Source organism: Pseudomonas sp. KCJK9016 (assembly GCF_046231795.1).
Lineage (GTDB): Bacteria > Pseudomonadota > Gammaproteobacteria > Pseudomonadales > Pseudomonadaceae > Aquipseudomonas > Aquipseudomonas bananamidigenes.
Genome location: NZ_JBJJMM010000050.1, coordinates 1 through 15,559 on the forward strand (window position 1 = coordinate 1; position 15,559 = coordinate 15,559).

The following is a 15,559-nucleotide window of genomic DNA, read 5'->3' on the forward strand; positions in this document are numbered from 1 at the left end:
TTCGGAGCAGACGCGAGTCAGAGCAGCGGTCAGAGTGGTTTTACCGTGGTCAACGTGGCCGATGGTGCCAACGTTTACGTGCGGTAGGGAACGATCAAATTTTTCTTTAGCCACGACAATTAACTCCTAGCCTAAAGGGGGGCTGAATCAGCCTTGTTTTTTAACGAGAGCTTCGACGATGTTCGACGGAGCTTCGGCGTATTTGGAGAATTCCATGGAGTAGCTCGCGCGACCCTGAGACATGGAACGAACGTCGGTTGCGTAACCGAACATCTCTCCGAGCGGAACTTCAGCACGAACGACACGGCCGGAGACCGAGTCTTCCATGCCCTGAACCAGACCACGACGGCGGTTCAGGTCACCCATCACGTCACCCAGGTAGTCTTCCGGAGTAACGACTTCCACCTTCATGATCGGCTCGAGAACCACGCCACCACCCTTCTGGGCCAGTTGCTTGGTTGCCATCGAAGCAGCGACCTTGAACGCCATCTCGTTGGAGTCGACGTCATGGTAGGAACCGTCAAACACGGTAGCCTTCAGGCCGATCAGCGGATAGCCGGCAACAACGCCGTTCTTCATCTGCTCTTCGATACCTTTCTGGATCGCCGGAATGTATTCCTTAGGAACCACACCACCAACAACTTCGTTGGTGAAAACCAGACCTTCGGTGATGTTGCCTTTTTCATCGGCATCCGGCTCGGAGAAGCGGATCCAGCAATGACCGAACTGACCACGACCACCCGACTGACGAACGAACTTGCCTTCGATCTCGACGTTGGACTTGGTGATCTTCTCGCGGTACGAAACCTGTGGCTTGCCGATGTTGGCCTCAACGTTGAACTCGCGCTTCATGCGGTCAACGAGGATGTCCAGGTGCAGCTCACCCATACCGGAGATGATGGTCTGACCGGTTTCTTCATCGGTCTTGACGCGGAACGACGGGTCTTCCTGGGCCAGCTTGCCCAGTGCGATGCCCATCTTTTCCTGGTCCTGCTTGGTTTTCGGCTCAACGGAGAGCGAAATCACAGGCTCAGGGAAATCCATACGCTCGAGGATGATCGGCTTGTCGGCGTTGCACAGGGTATCACCAGTGGTGACGTCCTTCATGCCGATCAGAGCGGCGATATCGCCCGCACGTACTTCCTTGATTTCTTCACGCTGGTTGGCGTGCATCTGCACCATACGACCAACGCGCTCCTTCTTGCCCTTGACCGAGTTGATGACGGAGTCACCAGAGGTCAGGAAGCCCGAGTAAACGCGAACGAAGGTCAGAGTACCCACGAACGGGTCGGTGGCAATCTTGAACGCCAGAGCCGAGAACGGCTCGTCGTCGTCAGCATGACGCTCGTCGTACTGCTCTGGCTTGACTTCGTCTTTCGGCACGTCGATCAGATCAGGGTGGATACCCTTGATCGCAGGGATCTCGGTCGGAGCAGGCAGGAAGTCGATAACAGCGTCGAGAACCAGGGGAACACCCTTGTTCTTGAACGACGAACCGCAGACAGCCGGAACGATCTCGCTGGCCAGGGTGCGCGCACGCAGGCCTGCCTTGATCTCTTCGACGGTCAGCTCACCTTCTTCAAGGTACTTGTTCATCAGTTCTTCGCTGGCTTCGGCAGCAGCCTCAACCATGTTGTTGCGCCACTCGTTGGCCAGCTCTACCAGATGAGCAGGAATTTCTTCCTCACGATAGGTAGTGCCCTTGTCGTCTTCGTTCCAGTAGATAGCCTTCATCTTGATCAGATCAACCTGACCTTCGAAGTTATCTTCAGCACCGATGGCCAGCTGAACCGGAACCGGGGTGTGACCCAGACGGTTCTTGATCTGGCCGACAACGCGCAGGAAGTCCGCGCCGGCACGATCCATCTTGTTCACGTAAACAACACGTGGAACGCCGTACTTGTTGGCTTGACGCCATACGGTTTCGGACTGAGGCTCGACACCGGAGGTGCCGCAGAAAACAACGACAGCGCCGTCGAGTACGCGCAGGGAACGCTCTACTTCAATGGTGAAGTCAACGTGACCCGGTGTATCGATAACGTTTACGCGGTAGTTGTCATACTGACCACGGGAACCTTTCCAGAACGTGGTAACAGCAGCGGAAGTAATGGTAATACCCCGCTCCTGCTCCTGCACCATCCAGTCGGTGGTCGCGGCGCCATCATGCACCTCGCCCATTTTGTGGCTCAGACCTGTGTAAAACAGGATCCGCTCGGTAGTAGTGGTCTTGCCCGCGTCAACGTGAGCACAGATACCAATGTTACGGTAGCGGTTGATTGCAGTAGTACGAGCCATAAAGCCCTCGCAAAATTAGTGAAGCTAAAATTAGAAGCGGTAGTGCGAGAAAGCCTTGTTAGCTTCGGCCATACGGTGCACGTCTTCACGCTTCTTAACAGCAGCACCTTTACCTTCAGCAGCATCCAGCAGTTCGCCAGCCAAACGCAGAGCCATGGACTTCTCGCCGCGCTTGCGGGCGAAGTCTACCAGCCAGCGCATTGCCAGAGCGTTACGACGCGAAGGACGAACCTCAACCGGAACCTGGTAAGTAGCACCGCCAACACGGCGCGACTTCACTTCGACCAGCGGAGCGATGGCGTCGAGTGCTTTTTCGAAGAGTTCCAGGGGATCGGTGCCGGTCTTGCGAGCTGCAACGGTTTCCAGGGCACCATAAACGATACGCTCGGCAACGGCTTTCTTGCCGCTTTCCATAACGTGGTTCATGAATTTGGCGAGGATTTGGCTTCCGTATTTCGGATCGTCCAGAATCTCACGCTTTGCTGCTACGCGACGTCTTGGCATTGATAAGCCCTCAAACGGTCTTCAGGTTAGTTCGGGACAGATCCGCGAGGATGCGCGCCCGACCTTACTCTTATCGACTCAGTAAAATAAAAATCTGCAAAACGACCGATTACTTCGGACGCTTGGTACCGTACTTCGAACGACCCTGGTTACGGCCTTTAACGCCGGAAGTATCCAAGGAGCCGCGAACGGTGTGGTAACGAACACCTGGCAAGTCTTTTACACGACCGCCACGGATCAGAACCACGCTGTGCTCTTGCAGGTTGTGCCCTTCACCACCGATGTACGAGGAAACCTCGAAACCGTTGGTCAGACGCACACGGCATACTTTACGCAGTGCCGAGTTAGGTTTTTTCGGCGTAGTGGTGTACACACGAGTGCACACGCCACGACGTTGCGGGCAGTTCTGCAGCGCAGGTACGTCGGATTTCTCGACGATACGCTTACGCGGCTGACGTACCAGCTGGTTGATAGTTGCCATCTACTAGCTCCACTGTTGTCTTGCGACGCTATTGTCTTGCAAGAAAAGCAAAATGGCAGGAACGGATTCCCGCCAAATTTAGGGGATCAAGAGTCTAAAGAGGATCTTGCCCCCAGTCAAGGCAAGGCCCCGACCTCCCCGCCCATCGAACTTCGACAAACTGTCTCGATTCGATGAACGGCGCGATCAGGGCCTCAGCTCATTTATCGCAGAACTCAGTTACCGCTCGAGTTCAGCGCTTCGGTCAGTGCAGCTTCCACTTCACTGGCGCTTACGCGCAACGGTTTGTCCGCATCACGACGACGCTTGCGCTCGCTGTGATAAGCCAGACCGGTACCTGCCGGGATCAGACGACCCACGACCACGTTTTCTTTCAGGCCGCGCAGGTAATCGCGCTTGCCGGTTACCGCCGCTTCGGTCAGTACGCGGGTGGTTTCCTGGAAGGAAGCCGCCGAGATGAACGATTCGGTCGACAACGACGCCTTGGTGATACCCAGCAGAACGCGGGTGAACTTGGCGACAAACTTGTCTTCCGCATTCAGACGCTCGTTCTCTACCAGTACGTGAGTCAGTTCCATCTGGTCGCCCTTGATGAAGCTGGAGTCGCCGGACTCGGAGATCTCAACCTTACGCAGCATCTGACGCAGAATGGTCTCGATGTGCTTGTCGTTGATCTTCACGCCTTGCAGACGGTAAACGTCCTGGATCTCGTTAACGATGTACTTGGCCAGCGCGCTTACACCCAGCAGACGCAGGATGTCGTGCGGATCGCTCGGACCGTCAGAGATAACTTCGCCGCGGTTTACCTGTTCGCCTTCGAACACGTTCAGGTGACGCCACTTCGGAATCAGCTCTTCGTACGGATCGCTACCGTCGTTCGGAGTGATGACCAGACGGCGCTTGCCCTTGGTCTCTTTACCGAACGCGATGGTGCCGCTGACTTCAGCCAGGATCGACGCTTCTTTCGGACGACGGGCTTCGAACAGGTCGGCTACACGCGGCAGACCACCGGTGATGTCGCGAGTCTTCGAAGTCTCTTGCGGAATACGCGCAACAACGTCACCCACCGCGATCTGAGCACCATCCGCCACACCAACCAGAGCGTTGGCAGGCAGGAAGTACTGAGCCGGAACGTCGGTACCTGGCAACAACAGATCCTTGCCGTTGGCATCGACCATCTTCACGGCAGGACGAATATCCTTGCCGGCAGCCGGACGATCTTTCGGATCGAGCACTTCGATGTTGGTCATACCGGTCAATTCGTCGGTCTGACGCTTGATCGTGATGCCTTCTTCCATGCCCACGAAGGTCACAGTACCTTTCATCTCGGTAACGATCGGGTGAGTGTGCGGATCCCACTTGGCCACGATGGCACCAGCGTCGACCTTGTCACCTTCTTTAACCGAAATTACCGCACCGTACGGCAGCTTGTAACGCTCACGCTCACGACCGAAGTCATCTGCGATCGCCAGCTCACCGGAACGCGACACGGCAACCAGGTTGCCATCCACACGCTCAACGTGCTTCAGATTGTGCAGACGGACGGTACCGCCATTCTTCACCTGAACGCTGTCGGCCGCGGAAGTACGGCTCGCCGCACCACCGATGTGGAACGTACGCATCGTCAGCTGAGTACCCGGCTCACCGATGGACTGGGCAGCGATTACGCCGACAGACTCACCGATGTTCACCAGGTGACCACGAGCCAGGTCACGGCCGTAGCACTTGGCGCAGATACCGTAACGGGTTTCGCAGCTGATAGGCGAACGCACGATCACTTCGTCGATACTGTTCAGCTCGATGAACTCGACCCACTTCTCGTCTACCAGGGTGCCCGCAGGAACGATGACGTCCTCGGTGCCCGGCTTGAATACGTCACGGGCAATGACACGACCCAATACGCGCTCACCCAACGGTTCTACAACGTCGCCGCCTTCAATGTGCGGAGTCATCACCAGACCGTGCTCGGTGCCGCAGTCGATCTCGGTCACGACCAGATCCTGCGCCACGTCTACCAGACGACGAGTCAGGTAACCGGAGTTAGCGGTTTTCAACGCGGTATCCGCCAGACCCTTACGAGCACCGTGGGTCGAGATGAAGTACTGGAGTACGCTCAGACCTTCACGGAAGTTCGCGGTAATCGGCGTTTCGATGATGGAGCCGTCCGGCTTGGCCATCAGACCACGCATACCGGCCAGCTGACGAATCTGTGCTGCGGAACCCCGCGCACCCGAGTCGGCCATCATGTACATCGAGTTGAACGATTCCTGCTCGACTTCGTCACCGTGACGGTCGATGACTTTCTCTTTCGAGAGGTTGGCCATCATCGCCTTGGAAACTTCGTCGTTCGCTTTCGACCAAAGGTCGATCACTTTGTTGTACTTCTCGCCCTGGGTTACCAGGCCGGAGGCGTACTGGCTCTCGATTTCTTTCACTTCATCGGTGGCAGCACCGATGATGCGAGCTTTCTCATCCGGGATGACGAAGTCGTTCACACCGATGGAAACGCCGGAAATGGTCGAGTAGGCGAAACCGGTGTACATCAACTGGTCAGCGAAGATCACGGTCTCTTTCAGACCCACCACGCGGTAGCACTGGTTGATCAGCTTGGAGATCGCCTTTTTCTTCATCGGCAGGTTGACGACGTCGAACGACAGACCTTTTGGCACAACCTGGAACAGCAGCGCACGGCCGACGGTGGTGTCGACGATACGGGTGTTGTTCACGCTGTTGCCGTCACGGTCGTTCACGGTTTCGTTGATACGAACCTTGATCTTGGCGTGCAGTGCGGCTTCGCCGGCACGGAACACACGGTCAACTTCCTGCAGATCCGCGAACACACGACCTTCGCCCTTGGCGTTGATCGCTTCACGAGTCATGTAGTACAGCCCCAGTACAACGTCCTGCGACGGAACGATGATTGGCTCACCGTTGGCTGGCGACAGAATGTTGTTGGTCGACATCATCAACGCACGCGCTTCGAGCTGGGCTTCCAGTGTCAGCGGTACGTGCACGGCCATTTGGTCGCCGTCGAAGTCGGCGTTGTACGCGGCGCAGACCAGAGGGTGCAGCTGAATAGCCTTACCTTCGATCAGTACCGGTTCAAACGCCTGGATACCCAGACGGTGGAGGGTCGGTGCACGGTTGAGAAGAACCGGGTGTTCGCGAATCACTTCAGCGAGAACGTCCCAGACCTCTGGCAGCTCGCGCTCGACCATTTTCTTGGCTGCTTTGATGGTGGTCGCCAGACCACGCATTTCCAGCTTGCCGAAAATGAACGGCTTGAACAGTTCGAGAGCCATCTTCTTCGGCAGACCGCACTGATGCAGACGCAGGGTCGGACCTACGGTAATTACCGAACGACCCGAGTAGTCAACACGCTTACCGAGCAAGTTCTGACGGAAACGACCTTGCTTACCCTTGATCATGTCAGCCAGGGATTTCAGAGGACGCTTGTTCGAACCAGTGATGGCGCGGCCACGACGACCGTTGTCGAGCAGTGCATCGACAGCTTCCTGCAACATACGCTTTTCGTTGCGCACGATGATGTCCGGAGCGGACAGATCCAGCAGGCGCTTCAAACGGTTGTTACGGTTGATCACTCGACGATACAGATCGTTGAGGTCGGAAGTCGCGAAGCGACCGCCATCCAGTGGAACCAGTGGACGCAGATCCGGCGGCAGAACCGGCAGAACGGTCAGCACCATCCACTCTGGCAGGTTGCCGGAACCCTGGAAGGCTTCCATCAACTTCAGACGCTTGGACAGCTTCTTGATCTTGGTTTCAGAGTTGGTTTGCGGAATTTCTTCACGCAGACGGCCAATCTCGTGTTCCAGGTCGATAGCGTGCAGCAGTTCGCGGACAGCCTCGGCACCCATGCGGGCGTCGAAATCATCACCGAACTCTTCCAGCGCTTCGAAGTACTGCTCGTCGTTCAGCAGCTGACCTTTTTCAAGCGTGGTCATGCCCGGATCAATAACGACATAGCTCTCGAAGTAGAGAACGCGTTCGATATCACGCAGGGTCATGTCCATCAGCAGGCCGATACGGGACGGCAGCGATTTCAGGAACCAGATATGGGCAACCGGCGAAGCCAGTTCGATGTGCGCCATGCGCTCACGACGAACCTTGGCCAGTGCAACTTCAACGCCGCACTTTTCGCAGATCACACCACGGTGCTTCAAGCGCTTGTACTTACCGCACAGGCACTCGTAATCCTTTACCGGGCCAAAGATCTTGGCGCAGAACAGACCGTCACGCTCAGGCTTGAACGTACGGTAGTTGATGGTTTCCGGTTTTTTAACTTCACCGAACGACCACGAGCGGATCATCTCAGGCGAGGCCAATCCGATACGGATGGCGTCGAACTCTTCGACTTGACCCTGGTTTTTCAGCAAATTCAGTAGGTCTTTCAAGGCCTTTCCTCCTGGCGGAGCAGAGAGCGGGCAGTCCTGCCCCGCTCTCGATCGCGTCACGTGTTATTCGGTTTCCAGATCGATATCGATGCCGAGGGAACGAATTTCCTTGATCAACACGTTGAAGGACTCGGGCATGCCCGGCTCCATACGGTGATCGCCGTCCACGATGTTTTTGTACATCTTGGTCCGACCGTTCACATCGTCCGACTTCACTGTGAGCATTTCTTGCAGAGTGTAAGCAGCACCGTATGCTTCCAGTGCCCAGACCTCCATCTCCCCGAAACGCTGACCACCGAACTGCGCCTTGCCACCCAGCGGCTGCTGGGTAACCAGGCTGTACGAACCGGTAGAACGCGCGTGCATCTTGTCGTCTACCAAGTGGTTCAGCTTCAGCATGTACATGTAGCCAACGGTAACTGGACGCTCGAACTTGTTGCCGGTACGGCCGTCGGTCAGTTGCATCTGGCCGCTTTCTGGCAGATCCGCCAGTTTCAGCATGGCCTTGATTTCAACTTCCTTGGCGCCGTCGAACACCGGGGTGGCCATAGGAACGCCGCCACGCAGGTTCTTCGCCAGATCCAGGATTTCCTGATCGGAGAAGCTGTCCAGGTCTTCGTTACGACCGCCGATCTGGTTGTAGATCTCGTCCAGGAAAGTACGCAGCTCAGCGACTTTGCGCTGCTCTTCGACCATCCGGTTGATCTTCTCGCCCAAGCCCTTGGCTGCAAGGCCCAGGTGGGTTTCAAGGATCTGACCGACGTTCATACGCGAAGGTACGCCCAACGGGTTGAGGACGACGTCGACCGGGGTGCCATTGGCATCGTGCGGCATGTCTTCAACCGGCATGATCACGGAGACCACACCCTTGTTACCGTGGCGACCGGCCATCTTGTCGCCCGGCTGGATGCGACGACGGATTGCCAGGTAAACCTTGACGATTTTCAGTACGCCCGGAGCCAGGTCGTCGCCCTGCTGCAGCTTGCGCTTCTTGTCTTCGAACTTGTCGTCCAGCAGGCGGCGGCGATCAACGATGTAGGCCTGAGCCTTCTCGAGCTGCTCGTTCAGAGCATCTTCAGCCATGCGCAGTTTGAACCACTGACCATGCTCAAGACCGTCGAGCACTTCGTCGGTGATGTCCTGACCTTTCTTCAGACCGGCGCCGCCTTCGGCCTTGTGGCCTACCAGAGCGGAACGCAGACGTTCGAAGGTTGCGCCTTCAACGATGCGGAACTCTTCGTTCAGATCCTTGCGGATCTCGTCCAGCTGGGACTTTTCGATCGACAGGGCACGGCTGTCGCGCTCAACGCCATCACGGGTGAAAACCTGAACGTCGATGACAGTACCTTTGGTGCCGGTCGGCACGCGCAGGGAAGTGTCTTTAACGTCGCTGGCCTTCTCACCGAAAATTGCGCGAAGCAGCTTTTCTTCCGGCGTCAGCTGAGTCTCGCCTTTCGGAGTGACCTTACCGACCAGAATGTCGCCCGGGCCGACTTCGGCACCTACGTAAACGATACCGGCTTCGTCCAGTTTGTTCAGTGCAGCTTCACCCACGTTCGGGATGTCCGCAGTGATTTCCTCTGGGCCAAGCTTGGTGTCACGAGCCACACAGGTCAGTTCCTGGATGTGGATCGTGGTGAAGCGGTCTTCCTGAACCACACGCTCGGACAGGCAGATGGAGTCTTCGAAGTTGAAGCCGTTCCACGCCATGAACGCGATGCGCATGTTCTGACCCAGAGCCAGTTCACCCATATCGGTGGACGGACCGTCGGCCATGATGTCGCCGCGCTGAACGCGATCACCCTTGCTCACCAGCGGACGCTGATTGATGCAGGTGTTCTGGTTCGAACGGGTGTATTTGGTCAGGTTGTAGATGTCGACACCCGCTTCGCCGGTTTCAACTTCGTCATCAGCAACACGAACCACGATACGGCTGGCATCCACGGAGTCAATCACGCCACCGCGGCGAGCCACGACGCAAACGCCGGAGTCGCGAGCGACGTTACGCTCCATGCCGGTACCTACCAGCGGCTTGTCGGCACGCAGGGTCGGTACAGCCTGACGCTGCATGTTCGAACCCATCAATGCACGGTTGGCGTCGTCGTGCTCAAGGAACGGAATCAGCGACGCCGCAACGGAAACTACCTGCTTCGGCGAAACGTCCATCAAGGTGACTTCTTCAGGCGCCTTGACGGTGAATTCGTTCAGATGACGTACGGCTACCAGTTCGTCGACCAGGACTTTCTGCTCGTTCATGGTCGCCGAAGCCTGCGCGATCACGTGATCGGCTTCTTCAATAGCGGACAGGAACACGATATCGTCCGTGACCACACCCTCTTTCACCACACGGTACGGGCTCTCGAGGAAGCCGTACTGGTTGGTGCGCGCATAGGCCGCCAGCGAGTTGATCAGACCGATGTTCGGACCTTCCGGCGTTTCAATCGGGCAAACACGACCATAGTGGGTCGGGTGAACGTCGCGGACTTCGAAGCCTGCACGCTCACGAGTCAGACCACCAGGGCCGAGTGCAGAGACGCGACGCTTGTGGGTGATCTCGGACAGCGGGTTGTTCTGGTCCATGAACTGCGACAGCTGGCTGGAACCGAAGAACTCTTTCACCGCCGCCGCAACTGGCTTGGCGTTGATCAGATCCTGCGGCATCAGGCCTTCGCTTTCAGCCATAGACAGACGCTCTTTGACCGCGCGCTCAACGCGTACGAGGCCGACACGGAACTGGTTCTCGGCCATTTCGCCTACGCAGCGAACACGGCGGTTACCCAAGTGGTCGATGTCATCGACGATGCCTTTGCCATTACGGATATCGACCAGGGTCTTCAGGACCGCAACGATATCTTCCTTGCTCAGGACACCGGAACCTTCGATCTCGGTACGACCGATACGACGGTTGAACTTCATCCGGCCGACCGCAGAGAGGTCATAACGCTCAGCGCTGAAGAACAGGTTGTTGAACAGCGTTTCGGCAGCGTCTTTGGTTGGCGGCTCGCCTGGACGCATCATGCGATAGATCTCGACCAGCGCTTCCAATTGGTTGCCGGTGGAGTCGATCTTCAGCGTGTCGGAAATGAACGGACCGCAGTCGATGTCGTTGGTGTACAGAGTTTCAAGACGAACCACACCGGCCTTGGCGACTTTCGCCAGAACTTCGGTTGTCAGTTCGGTATTGCACTCTGCCAGGATTTCACCGGTTGCCGGATGCACGATGACCTTGGCGGTGGTACGACCCAGGACGTAGTCCAGAGGTACATCCAGTTCCTTGATCCCGGCTTTTTCCAGCTGGTTGATGTGACGGGCAGTGATACGACGACCCTGCTCGACAATCACCTTGCCATTGCCGTCCTGGATGTCGAGGACCGCAACTTCACCACGCAGGCGCTGAGGCACCAGTTCCAGGCTCAGGCTTTCGCCCTTAACGTGGAATACGTTGGTGGTGTAGAAGGCGTCCAGTACTTCTTCGGTGGTATAGCCGAGCGCGCGCAGCAGTACCGAAGCCGGCAGCTTGCGGCGACGGTCGATACGTACGAATACGCAGTCTTTCGGGTCGAACTCGAAGTCCAGCCACGAACCGCGGTAAGGAATGATGCGTGCGGAGTACAGCAGTTTGCCGGAGCTGTGCGTCTTGCCACGGTCGTGGTCGAAGAACACGCCCGGGGAGCGGTGCAACTGGGAAACGATCACACGCTCGGTACCGTTGATTACGAAGGTACCGTTCTCAGTCATCAGGGGGATTTCACCCATGTAGACTTCTTGCTCTTTGATGTCCTTGATCGCTTTGTTCGACGATTCTTTGTCGAAAATGATCAGGCGCACTTTTACCCGCAAAGGTACGGCGAAAGTTACACCGCGCAATACGCATTCTTTGACATCAAATGCCGGTTCGCCCAGGCGATAACCGACGTACTCCAGCGCAGCATTGCCGGAGTAGCTGATGATCGGGAAAACGGATTTGAAGGCCGCATGCAGGCCCACGTCGCGGAACTGATCTTTAGTCGCTCCCGCTTGCAAGAATTCACGATACGAATCCAGCTGGATGGCCAGGAGGTAAGGCACATCCATGACGTCCGGCAACTTGCTAAAGTCCTTGCGGATACGTTTTTTCTCAGTATATGAGTAAGCCATCAGCGTTCCCCAGCTTGGTCACCTGCTTGTTTGGCCCCTCCCGGCGGGAGCAGCCAGAAAATCGTGCAAACCCCATGGTTTGCGCCACCACATCGGGTGGTTCAGCTCGTTATCAGCACCGACCCAGTCGGCTGCCAATAACGGAAAAAGGCCGGTGGCATAAGCCACCAGCCATCAGCCTTTTGCTTGACGCTCGGGCTGGAGGAGCAAAGTCGATGCTTACTTCAGCTCGACTTTAGCGCCTGCTTCTTCCAGCTTCTTCTTGGCATCTTCAGCGGCTTCTTTCGAAACGCCTTCAGCTACAACCTGAGGAGCGCCGTCGACTTTCTCTTTGGCTTCTTTCAGGCCCAGACCAGTCAGCTCACGAACTGCCTTGATCACGTTTACTTTCTTGTCGCCAGCTTCAACCAGAACAACGTTGAACTCGGTTTGCTCTTCAGCAGCAGCGGCAGCACCTGCAGCTGGACCAGCAGCTACGGCAGCAGCAGCGGTCACGCCGAAGGTTTCTTCCATTGCCTTGATCAGCTCAACGATTTCCATTACGGATTTCTGGCCGATCGCTTCGATGATTTGCTCGTTAGTCAGAGACATGACTCAATTCCTGAATTGGGGGACAGCCTGTGCGGCCATCGAAATAAACAAAAAACGCGAGAGAGGAAACGCTCAGCCTCAGGCTGCAGCAGCTTCTTTCTGGTCGCGAATTGCCGCCAGAGTACGAGCCAATTTGCTGGTCGCGCCTTGAATCACGCTCATCAGCTGAGAAATTGCTTCGTCGCGGGTCGGCAGAGTTGCCAGTACGTCGATCTGGTTAGCTGCGAGGAACTTGCCCTCGAACGCAGCTGCCTTGATTTCGAACTTGTCCTGACCCTTTGCGAACTCTTTGAAGATACGGGCAGCAGCGCCCGGATGTTCTTTCGAGAATGCAATCAGGGTCGGGCCTTTGAACACGTCGTTGAGAACCGAGTACTCGGTGCCTTCAACGGCGCGCTTGAGCAGGGTGTTACGCACGACACGTACATAAACACCAGCCTCGCGGGCCTCTTTACGGAGTCCGGTCATCGCGCCTACTGTTACGCCACGGGCATCAGCCACGACAGCGGACAGAGCGACTTTGGCAGCCTCGTTGACTTCAGCGACGATGGCCTTCTTGTCTTCGAGTTTAATTGCCACGGGTTTAACTCCTGCTTGTTACCGTTTCATTCGATCGAAACCGAATGTCGTTTTGGTGTCTGATTCGGTAAGGAATCGGGAGCACCATCTGCGTAGGCTTGATGGTTTAAGACTTGCGTCGCCTACGGTCTTGGATAGCCCCCGCCAGGCAGGGACCCCAATTTTCCAATTGACGCGAACAATCGCGTCAACGCATGTCTTACGCGTTCAACGAGCTCTGGTCGATGACCAGACCTGGGCCCATAGTGGTGCTCAGGGTAACGCGCTTGACGTAAATACCTTTCGAGGAAGCTGGTTTGATACGCTTCAGATCAGCGATCAGAGCTTCAACGTTTTCCTTCAGCTTGCCAGCTTCGAAGCCGACCTTGCCAACGGAAGTGTGGATGATGCCGTTTTTGTCGGTGCGATAACGAACCTGACCAGCCTTGGCGTTTTTGACCGCGTTGGCTACGTCTGGCGTTACGGTACCGACTTTCGGGTTAGGCATCAGGCCACGTGGACCGAGGATCTGACCCAGTTGACCTACAACGCGCATGGCATCCGGGGATGCAATCACTACGTCGTAGTTCAGGTCGCCACCTTTCATTTCGGCAGCCAGGTCATCCATGCCTACACGGTCGGCGCCGGCAGCCAGAGCGGCTTCAGCAGCTGGACCCTGGGTGAACACGGCAACGCGAACGGTCTTGCCAGTGCCATGCGGCAGCACAGTAGCGCTACGAACGACCTGGTCGGATTTACGCGGATCCACACCCAGGTTAACGGCGATATCAAAAGACTCGACGAACTTGGCAGCTGGCAGCGAAGCCAGCAGAGTTGCGGCCTCTTCGAAGTTGTAGGCCTTGCCTGCTTCGATTTTTTCGGCAATAGCCTTTTGGCGCTTGGTCAGCTTAGCCATTACACACCCTCCACGTTAAGGCCCATGCTACGAGCAGAACCGGCGATAGTACGCACGGCTGCATCCATATCAGCTGCAGTCAGATCCGCGTTTTTGGTCTTCGCGATTTCTTCCAGCTGAGCACGGGTAACAGTGCCAACCTTAACGGTGTTCGGACGAGCGGAGCCGCTGGTCAGACCGGCCGCCTTCTTCAGCAGAACCGAAGCAGGGGTGGATTTGGTTTCGAAAGTGAAGCTGCGGTCGCTGTAGACAGTGATGATCACTGGAGTCGGCAGACCAGCTTCCAGACCCTGGGTACGGGCGTTGAAAGCCTTGCAGAATTCCATGATGTTCACGCCGTGCTGACCCAAAGCAGGGCCAACAGGTGGGCTTGGGTTAGCCTGAGCGGCCTTCACTTGTAGCTTGATGTAAGCGGTAATCTTCTTGGCCATGAGGCACTCCAATTACGGGTTCGAACGCCTCGAGAGGCTCCCCGGTTACTTGCGCGTTTATCCCAGTGACGACAAAACCCCACAGCCTAGGGCTGCGGGGTTGGGATGCTTGCTCAGCTAGACCTTTTCGACCTGACTGAACTCCAGCTCTACCGGGGTAGAGCGACCGAAAATGAGCACAGCCACTTGGATCCGGCTCTTTTCGTAGTTAACCTCTTCAACAACACCATTAAAGTCTGCGAACGGGCCGTCATTGACGCGAACAGTTTCGCCCGGCTCAAACAGTGTCTTCGGCTTAGGCTTGTCACTGCCATCAGCAACACGACGCAGGATAGCTTCCGCTTCTTTATCAGTGATTGGCGCAGGCTTGTCAGCGGTACCGCCGATAAAACCCATCACCCGAGGAGTATCCTTGACCAAGTGCCAAGTACCCTCATTCATATCCATCTGCACCAGCACATAGCCCGGGAAGAATTTGCGCTCACTTTTGCGCTTCTGGCCATTACGCATTTCAACCACTTCTTCAGTGGGAACCAGAATTTCGCCGAAGCCATCTTCCATGCCAGCCAGCTTTACGCGCTCAATCAGCGAGCGCATGACATGCTTCTCGTAACCCGAGTAAGCATGCACAACGTACCAACGCTTAGCCACGGGACACCCTTAGCCGACAATCAAGGAAACGAGCCAACCCAGCAGGGAATCAAGCCCCCACAACAACAACGCCATAACCAAAACAACAGCCACGACGATTAGCGTGGTCTGAGTGGTTTCTTGACGGGTTGGCCATACGACTTTACGAATCTCGGTGCGAGCTTCCTTAACCAGTACAAAGAAAGACTTGCCCTTCGCAGTCTGCAGGCCTACAAAGGCAGCCACAGCAGCAATGACAAGCAAAGCGAGTACGCGGTACAGGATCGGCGAAGCAGAATAATACTGATTACCTACAACACCAACAACCACCAGAGCGACCACTACAAGCCACTTAAGCAGATCGAAGCGAGAGCCTTGAGCTTCAGCTTTAGGAGTCATCTATGAAGATCCTGTGAAAAGAAAGCCAGACACACCTGGTGAATCTGGCAGGTCAGGAGGGAATCGAACCCCCAACCTACGGTTTTGGAGACCGTCGCTCTGCCAATTGAGCTACTGACCTAAAACAAAATCAGGCCGACCATTATGCCGGCCCGAAAAATACATTACAACTACTTATTCGATGATTTTGGCTACGACGCCA

12 protein-coding genes and 1 tRNA gene are annotated in these 15,559 nt (G+C 56.2%); all 13 read right to left on the reverse strand.

Translation table 11 applies throughout. The features are described from left to right. A partial coding sequence (locus ACK6BI_RS27705) for a GTP-binding protein (protein WP_007916459.1) occupies positions 1-114 on the reverse strand: 114 nt, incomplete at its 3' end. A gap of 33 nt (positions 115-147) precedes the next feature. Next, the gene (gene fusA / locus ACK6BI_RS27710) at positions 148-2,295 is read right to left on the reverse strand and encodes an elongation factor G (protein ID WP_409319627.1); all 2,148 of its coding nucleotides are present in this window, start codon (positions 2,293-2,295) and stop codon (positions 148-150) included. A 30-nt stretch (positions 2,296-2,325) separates the two neighbouring features. Further along, positions 2,326-2,799: a 30S ribosomal protein S7 gene (gene rpsG / locus ACK6BI_RS27715; RefSeq protein ID WP_007957592.1), complete on the reverse strand. Its 474-nt coding sequence runs from the start codon at positions 2,797-2,799 to the stop codon at positions 2,326-2,328. A 109-nt stretch (positions 2,800-2,908) separates the two neighbouring features. Next, positions 2,909-3,280, reverse strand: a complete 372-nt coding sequence (gene rpsL, locus ACK6BI_RS27720) for a 30S ribosomal protein S12 (RefSeq protein WP_003186084.1) — start codon at positions 3,278-3,280, stop codon at positions 2,909-2,911. Between the two features lie 215 nt (positions 3,281-3,495). Beyond that, positions 3,496-7,695, reverse strand: a complete 4,200-nt coding sequence (gene rpoC / locus ACK6BI_RS27725; RefSeq protein ID WP_065261906.1) for a DNA-directed RNA polymerase subunit beta' — start codon at positions 7,693-7,695, stop codon at positions 3,496-3,498. Between the two features lie 63 nt (positions 7,696-7,758). Next, entirely contained in the window at positions 7,759-11,832 is a 4,074-nt protein-coding gene (gene rpoB, locus ACK6BI_RS27730) for a DNA-directed RNA polymerase subunit beta (RefSeq protein WP_065261907.1), read from the reverse strand. A 219-nt stretch (positions 11,833-12,051) separates the two neighbouring features. Continuing rightward, positions 12,052-12,423 (reverse strand): 50S ribosomal protein L7/L12, encoded by a 372-nt coding sequence (rplL, locus tag ACK6BI_RS27735; protein ID WP_065261908.1) that lies wholly within the window; start codon positions 12,421-12,423, stop codon positions 12,052-12,054. A gap of 78 nt (positions 12,424-12,501) precedes the next feature. Further along, positions 12,502-13,002: a 50S ribosomal protein L10 gene (rplJ, locus tag ACK6BI_RS27740; protein ID WP_040071288.1), complete on the reverse strand. Its 501-nt coding sequence runs from the start codon at positions 13,000-13,002 to the stop codon at positions 12,502-12,504. 199 nt (positions 13,003-13,201) lie between these two features. Next, on the reverse strand, positions 13,202-13,897 hold the full coding sequence (gene rplA, locus ACK6BI_RS27745) for a 50S ribosomal protein L1 (RefSeq protein ID WP_065261909.1): 696 nt from the start codon (positions 13,895-13,897) through the stop codon (positions 13,202-13,204). Beyond that, positions 13,897-14,328, reverse strand: a complete 432-nt coding sequence (gene rplK / locus ACK6BI_RS27750; RefSeq protein WP_003228756.1) for a 50S ribosomal protein L11 — start codon at positions 14,326-14,328, stop codon at positions 13,897-13,899. The genes rplA and rplK overlap by 1 nt, the downstream gene beginning before the upstream one ends. 117 nt (positions 14,329-14,445) lie before the next feature. Beyond that, positions 14,446-14,979: a transcription termination/antitermination protein NusG gene (gene nusG / locus ACK6BI_RS27755; protein WP_007957598.1), complete on the reverse strand. Its 534-nt coding sequence runs from the start codon at positions 14,977-14,979 to the stop codon at positions 14,446-14,448. A gap of 9 nt (positions 14,980-14,988) precedes the next feature. After that, the gene (gene secE / locus ACK6BI_RS27760) at positions 14,989-15,357 is read right to left on the reverse strand and encodes a preprotein translocase subunit SecE (RefSeq protein ID WP_007916493.1); all 369 of its coding nucleotides are present in this window, start codon (positions 15,355-15,357) and stop codon (positions 14,989-14,991) included. A 45-nt stretch (positions 15,358-15,402) separates the two neighbouring features. After that, positions 15,403-15,478, reverse strand: a tRNA-Trp gene (locus ACK6BI_RS27765). Positions 15,479-15,559 lie beyond the last annotated feature (81 nt).

What these genes read in the sequence shown, in the direction of transcription:
- fusA (WP_409319627.1), bottom strand. Translation starts at nt 2,295, where the DNA reads ATGGCTCGTACTACTGCAATCAACCGCTACCGTAACATTGGTATCTGT.
- rplL (WP_065261908.1), bottom strand. Translation starts at nt 12,423, where the DNA reads ATGTCTCTGACTAACGAGCAAATCATCGAAGCGATCGGCCAGAAATCC.
- rpsG (WP_007957592.1), bottom strand. Translation starts at nt 2,799, where the DNA reads ATGCCAAGACGTCGCGTAGCAGCAAAGCGTGAGATTCTGGACGATCCG.
- rpsL (WP_003186084.1), bottom strand. Translation starts at nt 3,280, where the DNA reads ATGGCAACTATCAACCAGCTGGTACGTCAGCCGCGTAAGCGTATCGTC.
- rplK (WP_003228756.1), bottom strand. Translation starts at nt 14,328, where the DNA reads ATGGCCAAGAAGATTACCGCTTACATCAAGCTACAAGTGAAGGCCGCT.
- rpoB (WP_065261907.1), bottom strand. Translation starts at nt 11,832, where the DNA reads ATGGCTTACTCATATACTGAGAAAAAACGTATCCGCAAGGACTTTAGC.
- rplA (WP_065261909.1), bottom strand. Translation starts at nt 13,897, where the DNA reads ATGGCTAAGCTGACCAAGCGCCAAAAGGCTATTGCCGAAAAAATCGAA.
- secE (WP_007916493.1), bottom strand. Translation starts at nt 15,357, where the DNA reads ATGACTCCTAAAGCTGAAGCTCAAGGCTCTCGCTTCGATCTGCTTAAG.